General features: G+C 61.1%; 14 protein-coding genes. 5 read left to right on the top strand and 9 right to left on the bottom strand.

All coding sequences use genetic code 11. The annotated features are described in order from the left end of the window. Nucleotides 1-3: 3 nt before the first annotated feature. Entirely contained in the window at nucleotides 4-867 is an 864-nt protein-coding gene (locus ACLBW8_RS04085) for an MBL fold metallo-hydrolase (protein ID WP_221295155.1), read from the bottom strand. 109 nt (nucleotides 868-976) lie between these two features. On the opposite strand from ACLBW8_RS04085, the gene ACLBW8_RS04090 reads away from it, so the two are divergent. The 5 genes from ACLBW8_RS04090 (at nucleotide 977) to ACLBW8_RS04110 (ending at nucleotide 6,417) form a co-directional block, all read left to right on the top strand. After that, complete coding sequence (locus ACLBW8_RS04090; RefSeq protein WP_053256978.1) at nucleotides 977-1,312, top strand: ArsR/SmtB family transcription factor; 336 nt, start codon at nucleotides 977-979, stop codon at nucleotides 1,310-1,312. A gap of 51 nt (nucleotides 1,313-1,363) precedes the next feature. Next, the gene (locus ACLBW8_RS04095) at nucleotides 1,364-2,608 is read left to right on the top strand and encodes an FAD-dependent oxidoreductase (protein WP_447804645.1); all 1,245 of its coding nucleotides are present in this window, start codon (nucleotides 1,364-1,366) and stop codon (nucleotides 2,606-2,608) included. Next, nucleotides 2,609-3,421 carry a sulfite exporter TauE/SafE family protein gene (locus ACLBW8_RS04100; protein WP_447804646.1) on the top strand — a complete coding sequence of 271 codons (813 nt, stop codon included), beginning with the start codon at nucleotides 2,609-2,611 and terminating at the stop codon, nucleotides 3,419-3,421. 198 nt (nucleotides 3,422-3,619) lie between these two features. Next, a complete protein-coding gene (locus ACLBW8_RS04105; protein WP_447804647.1) occupies nucleotides 3,620-5,266 on the top strand; it encodes an MFS transporter in 1,647 nt (548 codons plus the stop codon). Then, nucleotides 5,263-6,417 (top strand): HlyD family secretion protein, encoded by a 1,155-nt coding sequence (locus tag ACLBW8_RS04110; protein ID WP_064453028.1) that lies wholly within the window; start codon nucleotides 5,263-5,265, stop codon nucleotides 6,415-6,417. Before ACLBW8_RS04105 ends, ACLBW8_RS04110 begins: the two co-directional genes overlap by 4 nt. A gap of 54 nt (nucleotides 6,418-6,471) precedes the next feature. Here ACLBW8_RS04110 and ACLBW8_RS04115 read toward each other — a convergent pair whose 3' ends face one another. The 8 genes from ACLBW8_RS04115 to ACLBW8_RS04150 form a co-directional block, all read right to left on the bottom strand. Further along, nucleotides 6,472-7,368, bottom strand: coding sequence for an aldose 1-epimerase (locus ACLBW8_RS04115; RefSeq protein WP_447804648.1), 897 nt, complete (start codon nucleotides 7,366-7,368; stop codon nucleotides 6,472-6,474). Nucleotides 7,369-7,382: 14 nt separating this feature from the next. Next, on the bottom strand, nucleotides 7,383-8,258 hold the full coding sequence (locus tag ACLBW8_RS04120) for an SMP-30/gluconolactonase/LRE family protein (protein ID WP_447804649.1): 876 nt from the start codon (nucleotides 8,256-8,258) through the stop codon (nucleotides 7,383-7,385). Nucleotides 8,259-8,288: 30 nt separating this feature from the next. Then, nucleotides 8,289-9,113 carry an NAD-dependent epimerase/dehydratase family protein gene (locus ACLBW8_RS04125; RefSeq protein WP_447804650.1) on the bottom strand — a complete coding sequence of 275 codons (825 nt, stop codon included), beginning with the start codon at nucleotides 9,111-9,113 and terminating at the stop codon, nucleotides 8,289-8,291. A gap of 194 nt (nucleotides 9,114-9,307) precedes the next feature. Continuing rightward, nucleotides 9,308-10,570, bottom strand: a complete 1,263-nt coding sequence (locus tag ACLBW8_RS04130) for an OprD family porin (RefSeq protein ID WP_447804651.1) — start codon at nucleotides 10,568-10,570, stop codon at nucleotides 9,308-9,310. Nucleotides 10,571-10,754: 184 nt separating this feature from the next. Next, entirely contained in the window at nucleotides 10,755-11,612 is an 858-nt protein-coding gene (copD, locus tag ACLBW8_RS04135) for a copper homeostasis membrane protein CopD (protein WP_447804652.1), read from the bottom strand. 3 nt (nucleotides 11,613-11,615) lie between these two features. After that, on the bottom strand, nucleotides 11,616-11,981 hold the full coding sequence (gene copC / locus ACLBW8_RS04140; RefSeq protein WP_447804653.1) for a copper homeostasis periplasmic binding protein CopC: 366 nt from the start codon (nucleotides 11,979-11,981) through the stop codon (nucleotides 11,616-11,618). Continuing rightward, complete coding sequence (locus tag ACLBW8_RS04145; protein WP_447804654.1) at nucleotides 11,975-12,442, bottom strand: GNAT family N-acetyltransferase; 468 nt, start codon at nucleotides 12,440-12,442, stop codon at nucleotides 11,975-11,977. Before ACLBW8_RS04145 ends, copC begins: the two co-directional genes overlap by 7 nt. A gap of 157 nt (nucleotides 12,443-12,599) precedes the next feature. Next, complete coding sequence (locus ACLBW8_RS04150; protein ID WP_064453021.1) at nucleotides 12,600-13,463, bottom strand: sensor domain-containing diguanylate cyclase; 864 nt, start codon at nucleotides 13,461-13,463, stop codon at nucleotides 12,600-12,602. Nucleotides 13,464-13,478: the final 15 nt, after the last annotated feature.

Below are 13,478 nucleotides of genomic sequence, written 5' to 3' on the forward strand. Positions count from 1 at the left end.
CGCTCACAGCTGATTCAGCGGAATCTTCAGATAGACCACGCCATTCTCCTCCGCTGGCGGCATATTCCCCGCCCGCACATTCACCTGGATCGCCGGCAGTAGCAGAGTCGGCATTCCCAACCCGGCATCGCGTGTCGTGCGCATCGCCACAAACGCCGCTTCCTCCACCCCGTCATGCACATGGATATTCCCCGCGCGTTGTTCTGCCACGGTGGTCAAGCACTTGGCTGCACGGCCCTCAGGCGGATAGTCATGGCACACGTACAGCTCGGTCTCCAATGGGAAGGCCAGCAACTTGCGCATCGACGCATACAATTGGCGCGCATCGCCGCCGGGGAAATCGCAGCGGGCGGTGCCGACGTCGGGCATGAACAGGGTGTCGCCCACCAGGATCAAGCGGCCGTCGATCAAATACGCCATGTCGGCCGGGGTATGCCCGGGCACATGCAGTGCCTGGGCCTTTAAATTGCCGATATGAAAGATCTCATCCGGCGCAAACAGGTGGTCGAACTGCGAGCCATCGACGCGAAATTCCGGCTCCAGGTTGAACAAGTTCTTGAATACGCCCTGCACCTTGCTGATCGACTGGCCGATGGCGATCTTGCCACCCAGCGTACGCCGCAGGTAGGGCGCGGCGGACAGGTGGTCGGCATGGGCGTGGGTTTCCAGCAGCCATTGCACCTGCAAACGATGCTCGCGCACAAAGGCGATGACTTTGTCGGCTTGGGCCGTATCCGTGCGCCCGGAAGCCGGGTCGTAGTTGAGCACCGAGTCGACGATGGCGCACGGGCCGCCGTCGTTTTCATAGAGGACATAGGTGAAGGTCGACGATGCCTCGTCCAGAAAGGCTTGAATCAACGCTGGCATGGCGGCTGTCCCTGTTGAGGAAAAAAATGAAGAAGAAAAATGTGGTTACAATCAGTTTACGATTACACATAATGTTTTGAGCTTAAGTGACGTAAAGGACCCGAGGCAAATGGAATCTACTCTGAGTGAGGGCGAAGTCGCCCAGTTGCGCGCGTCGGCGTCCAAGGCTTGCTCCTTGCTCAAGGCGCTGGCCAATGAGGACCGCTTGTTGATCTTGTGCCAGTTGACTCAGGGCGAGCGCAACGTCGGCGAGCTGGAAACCATGACCGGCGTGCGCCAGCCCACGCTGTCTCAACAGTTGGGCATCTTGCGTGACGAAGGGTTGGTCGCCACCCGTCGGGAAGGCAAATACATTTTCTACGGGCTGGCCAGCCACGAAGTGATTCAAGTGATGAAAACCTTGTCCGGGCTGTACTGCGGCGCGGTCATGAAAAGCTGGGCGTGACGCCATCCGGCAGCGACCCTTGTGTGCATTGACTATAAAAGGCAAAAGACCATGACCGAGCAACACTGTGGACCAACCATCAGTGGCGACATCGTAGTCATCGGCGGCGGCTCGGCAGGTATCGGCCTGCTGGCCAGCTTGCTCAAGCGCGACCCGCACCTGAACATCATCCTGATCGAACCGAGCGAATTCCACTGCTACCAGCCGGCCTGGACCCTTGTCGGCGGCGGTGCCTACGACCTGAAAAAGACCCGGCGCCCACTGGCCGACGTGCTACCCAACGGCGTCACCTGGGTGCAGGCCACCGTCACCGAGTTGCTGCCCGACGAACACACGCTGGTGCTCGACAGTGGCCAGCGCGTCACCTGGAACAACCTCATCGTCTGCCCCGGCCTGCGCCTGGCCTGGGAGAAAGTCGAAGGCCTGCAAGACACCCTCGGCCAGAACGGCGTCACCTCCAACTACAGTTACCAGCACGCTGCCTACACCTGGCAATTGGTGCAGCAACTCAAGGGCGGCAAGGCGATTTTTACCCAGCCGGCCATGCCGATCAAATGCGCGGGCGCGCCGCAAAAGGCCATGTACCTGTCCTGCGATCACTGGCTCAAGCAAGGCCACCTGAAGAACATTGACGTGGAATTCAACCTGGCGGGAGCGGCCCTGTTTGGGGTGGCGACCTTTGTGCCGCCGCTGATGAAATACATCGAGAAATACAACGCGCACCTGGCGTTCAACTCAAACCTGATCAGGGTTGATGGCCCGGCACGCAAGGCCTGGTTCGAAGTCAAGAACGCCGAGGGCACTGTCACGGTTGAAGAGAAAACCTTTGACCTGCTGCACGTGGTTCCGCCGCAAGTCTCCCCGGACTTCATCCGCCAAAGCCTCCTGGCCGATGCCGCCGGCTGGTGCGAAGTGCACCCCCACAGCTTGCAGCACCTGCGCTACCCGCACATCTTCGGCCTCGGCGATGTATGCGGCACGACCAACGCCAAGACCGCCGCCGCCGTGCGCAAACAGATCGTGGTCGTCGCGGAAAACCTGCTGGCCCTGCGCAAGCAGGCGCCGCTGCCGCTCAAGTACGACGGCTATGGTTCGTGCCCGCTGACGGTGGAGAAGGGCAAGGTGGTACTGGCCGAGTTCGGCTACGGCGGCAAACTGCTGCCGACCTTTCCATTGGACCCGACCCGGGCGCGCCGCTCGATGTGGTTTCTCAAGGCCACGCTGCTGCCGTGGTTCTACTGGAACGGCATGCTCAAGGGCCGCGAATGGCTGACCCGCCTGAGCAAGGTGGATTAAATGCTGCTGGCGAGTGTGTTGGGGTTATTGATGGGCCTGGTCATGGGCCTGACCGGCGCGGGCGGCGGTATCCTCGCGGTGCCGGCGTTGGTACTGGGGCTGGGCTTGACCATGACCCAGGCGGCCCCGGTGTCGTTGCTCGCCGTGGGTGCGGCGGCGGCGGTCGGGGCGGTCCATGGGTTGCGTCACGGCCTGGTGCGCTACCGTGCCGCGTTGTTGATTGCCTTGCTCGGCGCGCTGTTTTCACCGCTGGGTGTGTTTGTCGCACACCAGCTGTCGGAGCACCTGCTGATGGGCTTGTTCAGCGCGTTGATGGTGCTGGTGGCCTGGCGCATGTTGCAACGTGAAAAGGTCGAGGCCGGGCCCAGCGACCATGGTGCCGCGTCCTGGGGCCAAAAAAACTGCATGCTCAACCAGCAAACCGGGCGCCTGGCCTGGACCGCCAAATGCACGGCCACCCTGGCAGCGCTGGGCGCAGTAACCGGCGCGGTGTCGGGCTTGCTCGGCGTGGGCGGCGGGTTTCTGATCGTGCCGGCGTTCAAGCAACTGACCGATGTGCAGATGCGCGGCATTGTGGCTACGTCGTTGATGGTGATCAGCCTGATTTCGCTGATCGGCGTGGCGGGTGCGATGCACGCCGGTGTGACTATCGGGCCCGTGGGCTGGATGTTCATCGGCGCCAGCATTGTCGGCATGCTGGCGGGGCGGCGTTTGTGTTCGTTGATCAGCGCACGAACCCTGCAGGTAGGCTTCGCGAGCCTGTGTGTGCTGGTGGCTGTCGGAATGCTCATCAAGGCAACACTCTCACCCTGACCTGGAATACAGTCCAACTGTGGGAACTGGCTTGCCTGCGATAGCGGTGTGGCTGACCCACCGCGATCGCGGGCAAGCCAGCTCCCACCGTGTTGACCGTGTACACATTTGACATGGCAAGATGAACGCCTCTCAGGTTTACTAGGCCCTGAGTCACGGATTCACCGGCCTTGCACGTCGGATCATCAAGGTCATGCAATGGACAAATACACCCCCCACACCTGGCAGCCCCACGAGCGACCGAGCCTGCCCGGCTCGCCGTCGACGCCGCTGCACCCCACGCACAAGCGCTGGCTGTTTGCGCTGGTCGGCGTATTGGTGGCGATTACCGGCGGGCTGGGCAACGCCCTGGTGATCGCCAACCTGCAATACCTGCAGGGTGCTCTCGGCGCGACCACCGCCGAGATGGCCTGGCTGCCCGCTGCTTATGTCATGACCAACGTGTGCATGAACCTATTGCTGGTGAAGTTTCGCCAGCAGTTCGGCTTGCGTGCGTTTACCGAGGTGTTCCTGGTGCTGTATGCACTGGTGACCTTCGGCCATTTGTTCGTCAACGACCTCAGTTCGGCGATTGCGGTGCGGGCGGCCCACGGTATGGTGGGTGCGGCACTGAGTTCGTTGGGCTTGTACTACATGATCCAGGCGTTCCCGGCGAAGTGGCGCATGAAAGCCCTGGTGCTGGGGCTGGGCACCGCGCAGTTGGCGTTGCCGCTGGCGCGATTGTTCTCCGAAGATTTGCTGCAAATCGCCGAATGGCGCGGGTTGTACCTGTTTGAACTGGGCCTGGCACTGATCTGCCTCGGCTGCGTATTTCTGCTCAAGTTACCGCCCGGCGATCGCTTCAAGACCTTTGAAAAACTCGACTTCCTCACCTTCGGCATCCTCGCCACCGGCGTGGCACTGCTCTGCGCGGTGCTGTCCCTGGGGCGTATCGACTGGTGGCTGGAAGCGCCGTGGATCGGCGTCGCCTCGGCCTGTTCCCTGGTGCTGATCATGGCTGGCCTGGCCATCGAGCATAACCGCAAAAACCCGTTGCTGATGACCCGTTGGTTGGGCAGTGGCGTGATGATCCGCCTGGCGCTGGCGGTGGTGTTGATTCGCATGGTGCTGTCGGAGCAGTCCACCGGCGCCGTGGGGTTCATGCAGATGTTGAACATGAGCTACCAGCAAATGCACACGTTGTACGTGGTGATGCTGGCCGGGGCGATTGCCGGGCTGGTGCTCAGTGCGCTGACGATCAACCCGGCCCACTTGCTGATGCCGTTGATCATCTCCCTGGCGCTGATGGCCACGGGCTCGGTGATGGACAGCTTCTCCAGCAACCTGACCCGCCCGCAGAACCTGTACATCAGCCAGTTCCTGCTAGGCTTTGGCGGCACCTTCTTTCTCGGGCCGACGATGGTGCTGGGCACGAAAAACGTGTTGACCAACCCGCGCAACCTGGTGAGTTTCTCGGTGATGTTCGGCATTTGCCAGAACCTTGGGGGCCTGATTGGCGCGGCCTTGCTGGGCACCTTCCAGATCGTGCGCGAGAAGTACCACTCCAGCATGATCGTCGAGCACCTGACCCTGCTTGACCCGCTTGTGGCCGCGCGGGTGCAGAGCGGCGGTTCGGCCTATGGCGGCGTCATCGCCGACCCGCAATTGCGCAACCTGATGGGCATCCGCAGCCTGGCCACTGCGGCCACGCGTGAGGCGAACGTGATGGCCTACAACGATGTGTTCATGTTGATTGCGATCATCGCGATCCTCACCATGCTCTGGATATTTATCCGCAGTCTGTGGCTGATGAGTACCACCAAGACAGCAGCCCCTCTCGTTCAACCCAGCGGCGTTACTTCATGACCGAACCGACCACCAGCACCACGACCACCACTAACGCCATCGCGTCCACCCCGGAAGGCACCACGCCGCCGGGTGCATCGGTCACCGAGCCGCGCTCGCTGCGGGTGCGCATCATCTCGTCCCTGGGCTTTGCCGCGATCGCCATCGTCGGTGTGCTGATCGTGCTGTATGCCTGGCAATTGCCACCGTTCAGCAGCGCGGTGGAAACCACCGAGAACGCCCTGGTGCGCGGGCAAGTGACGATTATCGGCCCGCAACTGAGCGGCTATGTGTATGAAGTGCCGGTGCAGGACTTCCAGTTCGTCAAGGCCGGCGACCTGTTGGTGCGCCTGGATGACCGCATCTACAAGCAACGCCTCGACCAGGCATTGGCGCAACTGGCCGTGCAGAAAGCCTCGTTGGCCAACGTGGTGCAGCAACGCAACAGCGCCGAAGCGACGATCAAGCTGCGCCAGGCCGCACTGGTGGACAGCCAGGCCCAGGCGCGCAAAAGCACTGCCGACCTGCGCCGAAACGAAGAATTGATCAGCGACGGTTCGGTGTCCAAGCGTGAGTTGGATGTGGCCCGCGCCGCGAATGCGCAGACCATCGCCGCTGTGGCCCAGGCCCAGGCCAGCCTGGAAATTGCCCGGCAGGACCTGCAAACGGTGATCGTCAATCGCGGTTCGTTGGAAGCCGCTGTGGCGAGTGCCGATGCGGCCGTGGAACTGGCGCGTATAGACCTGTCCAACACCCGTATCATCGCGCCGCGTGACGGCCAACTGGGGCAGATTGGCGTACGCCTCGGTGCCTACGTCAACTCCGGCGCGCAGTTGATGGCCCTGGTACCGCCCCAGTTGTGGGTGATTGCCAATATGAAAGAAACCCAGATGGACAATGTGCAGGTTGGCCAGCCGGTGACCTTCACCGTGGATGCGCTGAACCACCGCAAGTTTCACGGCACGGTGCAGCATATTTCCCCGGCGACCGGGTCGGAGTTCAGCCTGTTGCAGGCGGACAATGCCACCGGCAACTTTGTGAAGATTGCCCAGCGGGTGCCGGTGAGGATTACGGTTGACCCCGACCAGGCCGAGATCGAGCGCCTGCGGCCGGGGTTGTCGGTGGTGGTGAGTATCGACACGGCAGGGCGCCTCAAAAACACACCGCCCTGACACAGACATGTGGGAGTAGGCATTGCGAATGCGGTGTGTCAGTCGGTGGGTGTGTTACTGATCCAACGCATTCGCGAGCAAGCCCGCTCCCACAGTTGGATGGTAGCTGAGGTTGAAATCGAGTTGGATTGATTGGCCTTGTTCTAACAGTTTGAGGCCGGGCCGCCCTGGCAGATGATGGGCATTCACCGGATGGCTCACCGGCTCAATGCAAAAGAACCCCAACCCCGGCGGGCAGTACAACAGGAAGTAATCGGCGCCGGTCGCCCGGCACTCCAGCACATACCCCAGCTCTGGCTGCTCAATCCGGCAATGCCCGTCCCATTGGCAAAACCCATTGTCCACCAGGCCTGTGGGCAGGGCTTTTGAGACCTTGAAGTCCCAATCTTCCGGTACTGGCGCCAGCCCGGTAGGCAGCTTCGACGCATCACTCAACCACACCTGCTTAGCCCTGGCCTGCAACCGTGTGCCTGGCTGACGCGGCAAGTAGGGGTGCAAGCCCAAACCGTGCCACGCCGCGTGCTCAGCCAGATGCGTCACGCGCAACGCGATGCTCAGCTCACCGTTATTCAAGCGAAACCGCTGCTCGGCGCGGTAGGCGAACGGTGTGCCGCACACCACCTCGAGCACCACTTCATCCGCCGTCTGGCTGACCACCCGCCACGCCTGTTGCCAGGCTGAGCCATGGATCGGCAACGGATCGGTGAGGCTGTTGGGCGTCAGGTCCAGCCAGCCATCGGGGTTGTCAAAACCGCCCAAGGAGATGCGGTTGGACCAGGGCGCCAAGGGATAACAGCCCAGCTTGCCCGGCAAACCGCTGTTCAGCGCGTGCTCATCCGTGTGTCGCAACAGCGCTTGCCCGGTGGCGCGCACGCGCCAGTTGACGATGCTCCCGCCCACGGCCGGAGCCAGGGTGAGGTGGGTCAGGTTATCTTCGAGTTCAATCAGCATCGCAGTCCAACCCACTAGAGGGCAAAGGTCGGTTCGGGCAGGCCCAGGACGCCAGGGTTCAGGGCGAATACGCCGCCGGCCAGCGACTGTTCACTCTGGTCGTCACGGATCGAGGTGACGAACAACGTGTCCAGGCGGCTGCCGCCAAAGGCGCACATGCTGGGTTTTTTCACCGGCACGCTCAGGGAACGGTCGAGGCGACCCTCGGGGGTGAAACGGTGAATCAGCCCGGCGTCATTGGCGCAGATCCAATAGCAGCCGTCGGCATCTACCGCTGCGCCGTCGGGGCGCCCGGGGTACTGCTGCATATCGACCAACACGCGGCGATTGGACGGCGTGCCGGTTTCGATGTCGTAATCGAAGGCCCAGACCTGCTGCACCAGCGGATGGGAGTCCGACGCGTACATTGTGCGGCCGTCAGGGCTGAAGGCCAGGCCATTAAGGGTGATAAAACCGCTTAACTGAGCCTGCGGCGCCACACCTGAGGCGTAGCGGTAAAGGGTGCCCTCGGCCGCGTTCAACCCCATGTTCAGCACCATGCTGCCAGCCCAGAAACGGCCCTGGCGATCACAGCGGCCATCGTTGAGGCGCATGTCCGGGCGCGGGTGCTCGACACTCGCCAGAAGCGTAGTGTCGAGGCTGCCATCGTTGTGCGGGGTCATTTGGAAAAAACCGGTTTCCATGCCGGCGAGCCAATTGCCCGTTGTGGTGCGGGCAATGCACGCAAGCATTTGCGGCGCTTTCCAGGCGGCGACATGGCCGGTGGTGGCGCTCCAGCGTTGCAGGCCGCCGTTGGGGATATCCACCCAGTACAGCGCGTTTTCCTGCGGCACCCACACCGGGCACTCGCCCACGGCATTGCGGGCGTCGACAATCAATTCAGCACTCATGGTTACTCATTCCCTTGGGTTGCTGTGCACTCAGTCACCGAACGGTCCCGCCGCGCAGAATGCGCCGCCTTGATAGCGCTTCGCCGGGTCATCGGCAGCGACGGGTGGCAGCGTTTCGATCTGCGCCCTGAATACTTCGGAAGTGTCCTTGGGCGCAAAACCCAAGTGCGCGGCGTAGCGGTTGTCCCACCAGGTGTCGAGGTTATCCGACATGCCATAGACCACGGTGTGGCCGACGTTCGGCGTGTACAGCGCGCGTTCGAGCAGTTGGGTCAGGTCATCGAAACTCAGCCAGGTGTGCATCATCCGGCGGTTTTGCGGCTCGGGGAACGAGGAGCCGATGCGGATGCTCACGGTCTCGATGCCATAGCGATCAAAGTAGAAACTCGCCATGTCTTCACCGTAGGACTTGGACAACCCGTAGTAGCTGTCCGGGCGGCGCGGCGAATGTGCATCGATGGTTTCGCCTTGCTTGTAGAAACCGATCACATGGTTGGAGCTGGCGAAGATCACGCGCTTTACACCCTGGCGGCGGGCGGCTTCATAGATGTGGAAAATGCCGCAGATATTCGCGCCGAGCACTTCTTCGAACGAGCGCTCTACCGAAACGCCGCCGAAATGCAGGATGGCGTCGACGCCTTCTACCAAATGGTGCACGGCTTGTTTATCGGCGAGGTCGCACGGCTGCACTTCTTCGCCGGCATCGACGGCCGGGGCCATGTTGGCGATGTCCGACAGGCGCAGCACCTTGGCGTAAGGGCGCAGGCGTTCGCGCAAGACTTTACCCAGCCCGCCGGCGGCACCGGTGAGCAGCAGGCGGTTGAATGGAACAAGTGCGGTTGTGGTGGTGGTCATGAGGGTTCCATTGTTGTTGTAGGTTGTCGTATGACTTGATGAAAGTATCGTTTTGCATTCCCTACGTTGTCAACGTTCTTCCTGATGACAAGTGACTCATTGTGGGAACTGGCTGGCGATGGTGGTCGGTCAGTTGATATTGCGGTTACTGATACACCGCTATCGCAGGCAAGCCAGCTCCCACATTGACCGAGTTACAACAAGGAAATCGGGTAACTGATAAAGATCCGATTTTCATCGAATTCATTGTTGCTGAAATCCCGACGCAGGGTCGAATTCCTCCAGCGCACGTTCAAATCCTTCAGCGCGCCACTCTGCACGGTGTAGGCCAGTTCCGATTCGCGGCCCCATTCCTTGCCATCCGTGATCGCACCGGTGTGTACGTTACTGCCGCTGATATAGCGGTTCATCATGGTCAGCCCGGGTATGCCGAGCACCACGAAGTTGAAGTCATGGCGCACTTGCCAGGACTTTTCCCTGGCGTTGTCATAACTGGAGTTGTAGCTGTCGTTGGCCAGGGTGCCGCCGCTGGTGCCATTAACCCTCATCCACAAGCTATCGCCGGTCAGTTTCTGCAAGCCCACATAGAAGGTGTTGCCGTTGTATCGGGCCGAGAGCAGTGCGGAGAGGGTCTTGTTGTTCAAGTCTCCGGCCAGGGCACTGCCGTCTTCCTTGCCGTTGAAGTAACCGAGGTTGGCGCCCAGGGTCCAGTCGCCCACGGGCTGGCTGTGCGTCAGGTTGAAAAACTGTTGCTGGTAGATATCGCTCAGCTCGGCGTACCACACGCCGACTTGAGTGTGCTTGTCGTTGAAGCTGTATTCGCCGCCACCGAAATTGAAACGGTTAGAGGTGAACGCGGCTTTGCCGTTCATGAACATGTCTTCCATGCTCGCATCGTTACGCGGGCTGTTACCGCGAAACTGCCCGCCATAGAGTGTCAGCCCGGCGATTTCATTGGAGGTAACCTGGCCACCGCGAAAGGTCTGGGGCAGGGAGCGACCATCGTCCGAGCGCAGGATCGGCAGCACCGGCATCCATTCGCCGACTTTCAATTCGGTCTTCGACAGTTTGGTTTTCAGCGCCACGCCCAGGCGCCCGAAATTGTCAGCGGGGCGGCCGTCACTGCCGATCGGTAGCAGTTGGGTGCCCCCGGTGCCTTTACCGCCATCGAGCTTCTGCGAATACAGCCCCAACACATCAAGCCCGAAACCCACGGTGCCCTGGGTGAAGCCCGATTTGGAATCGAGGATGAAGTTCTGCGTCCACTCTTCGGCCTTGGCCTGGGGATAGGTCGGGTTGGTGAAGTTACGGTTGAAGTAGGCGTTGCGCAGGTTGAGCGTGGCCGTGGCGTCATCGATAAAGCCGTCGGCCTGGGCGTTGAGGGGAAGAGTGAACGCCAGGCTGCTTAGCCCGATAAGGCCGATACGCGAGGAGGAATTGCGGGCGAATTGACTCACAGTGAGGCTCCGTTTCGTTTGTTGTTTTTATTATTTGTCGTACGTCGTCGTACAACATTTGGCGAGATATTTGCGGGGTTTTTGCGGGGTGTCAAGCAGAAGTTATACGATGACTTCGGGTTGATCGGTCTGAAGTGGGCGCGTCAGTGTGGGTAATCGACGTGGGCTTGAGCGTGCCGTGAATTCAGCCGGCCATCACCATCGGAGGAAGGGTGCCAAGCAGGGAAACAGCGGCGACTGCACAAACGCCTAACAGCCCTTCCAGCATCACGCTGGCCTTCAAGCTCCCCAGCCGTTGCTCGCAATGCTCGATGCGTAGCCGGTTCAGCAGCGCCAGCGCCAACATGCCCAGCACCAGCAGCACTTTGATCAACAGAATCAGGGCAAACCCGTTGAACAGCGGCGTGGGCCACAGCTGCCCGGTCAGCACGCGCACGTTGATCAAACCCGTCACCAGCAGGCCGGCGACCAGGGCGTAACCCACTCCGCTGAAGCGTTGGAGGATAGGTTGCAGCGCGCGCGCTTGTGACTGCCTGAGGATCAACACCAGCAACAACAGCCCGCCGAGCCAGGCACCGACGCAGACTAAATGCACCACCTGGTTCAGAATCAGCAATTGCCCGCTCAGCCCATTGAGCATGGCGCCGTGGCCAACGGGGGCCAGCGTCGCCAGCAGCAGTGCGCTCAACGGCAGGCGCACTACCGGCCAGGGTTTGATCAACACGATCACCAGCAGCAGGTTCAGCAATAAATGCCAGACCCACACCTGGCCGAAAAAGGTTTTGCCCAGCACCAATTGCACGGTTGCCGGTTGCAGGGCCGCATCCCAACTGCCGGCCATGCTCGCCGTGATTAACAGCAACCAGGCCACGCCGGAGCCCAGCCCCAGCCACGCCAAGGCACGGGTGATGCGCAGCAGTTGCCGGTCCAGTATCGGCTGCGGTTCAGCGCCCAAGAGCCAGGGCCTGAACACACAGGCCCCGAACATCAACAGCACGACGATGAAATGCAGGAAACGGCACAGCACCAGCAGGGTCGCCATGGGTTATTGGCCGACCTTGAAGCTGTATTCACCGTTGCTCTTGTGGGTGTCGACCGACACCGCGTTCCACTCCACTTTGTAGGTGCCGGCGGCCAGTGGGGCGGCAGGCGTCACCACCAGGGTTTTCTTGTCGGCGTCGGGCGTTTCCAGGCCTTTGATCGCGACTTCGGTGCCGTCCTTGCTCAGGGACACCTTGGTGAAGGTTGCTTCGACGCCTTCGCTGAAGGTCAGGCGCAAGTCCGCGGGCGCTGCGACAGTGCTGTCGGCGGCGGGCGTTTCGCTTTTCAGGTGGGCATGGGCAAATGCCGCCGAGGCGCCGAGCAGAGAAGCGAGCAGCGTGACGGTGGTCAGGGCTTTCTTGATCAACATTGTTCAGTACCTTCAGTGGAGGGAGTCGGTAACGCCATGTGCAGCACAGGAAAGGGTTTGCCCTCGCCATCCAGCGGCGAGCGCGCGACCTGGATAAAACCATAGTGCAGGTAGAACCCCACGGCCTGCGGGTTTTGTTCGTTTACGTCCACGGTCAGCGTGCCGAGGCGTGCGCGGGCATGGTCGAGCAATTGCCGGCCGATGCCCTGGCCACGGCGGTCGGGGTCGATAAACAGCATTTCCACAGTGTGCCCGCCGGTGCCGATAAAACCGGCGATGCCTGCGTTATCCTCGAACACCCACACGTCGATGGCAGGCATCGGCAGGTAGGTGTCGCGTACCAGGGGCAGTAAACGTTGAATGTCGTCCTCAGTGAGGAAGTCATGGGTGGCCCGTACCGAGCGCTCCCACAGTGCTCCCAGCACGGTGTCGTCGGCGGCCACGCGAGGTCGAGTAGTCATTGCAATGATCCTTCATGGGGATCGCGATCCTAACCAATCCGTTTTTGGGGGGAAAGGTTCGCGTAAGAAGTTTCATTATGCCCGGTCGCCTTGATCCTGAGCCGACGTCAGTCTTGAGGCCATGGAGCTGTCGGAGGATCGCCTCGCGCGAAGTTCGTCACTTCACGGCAAATCGCTGCCTTTTTATCCGGTACATATCGCTGTCTGCGTGGCTGAGCAGCGTATCGGCGTCCTCACCGTTCGCCGGATAAAACGCCACACCCACACTGCAAGACGGCATTTTTACCCCGTCAAACTCGGCGCCCAGCGGTTCGGCCATGACCGCGAGTATCTGCGCCACTTTCGCGCAAACAGCTTCTTGCGATTGGATATCCGTCAGCAGCACCGTGAATTCATCCCCGCCCATCCGGGCCACCAGGTCGCTCTCGCGCACGCAGCGTTCCAGCCGTCGTGCGATCACACAGAGCACCCGATCGCCCACGGCATGGCCATGCACGTCGTTGATGCCCTTAAAGTCATTGACGTCCAGAAACAGCAACGCAAACGTGGTGGTGTGGCGCTGTGCTGCTTGCAGGGCCGACGCCAGCCCATCATTGAACAGCGAGCGATTGGTGAGGGCCGTCAGCGGATCATGATGGGCAAGGAACCGTAACTCTTCCTCAGCCTGTGTGAGGGCCGTTACGTCCCTCGCAACACCGATCCGCGCACCGACTTCTTCGGACCAGAATGCCGCCCACAGGATATGTACGACACTGCCGTTCTTGCGGATATAGCGGTTGCGGAAGTCGACGTGAGGCTGGCCGTTCATGACCCGCACGATCGAGGCCCGGGTGCGCGGCAGTTCCTCTGGGTGCATGTAGTCGGTAATGAGTGTGCCGGTCAGTTCGTCGGCACGGTAACCGAGCAGCGCTTCACAGGCATCACTTACAAAGACGATCAGGTTATCGCTGTCGACCACGAACACCGTGTCCAGCATCAGGTGTATCAACTTTGGATAGAGGGCTTGCAGGTCAACGGCCATAGGTCAGGGGCGTCC

This window comes from Pseudomonas sp. M5A4_2d (assembly GCF_053345295.1).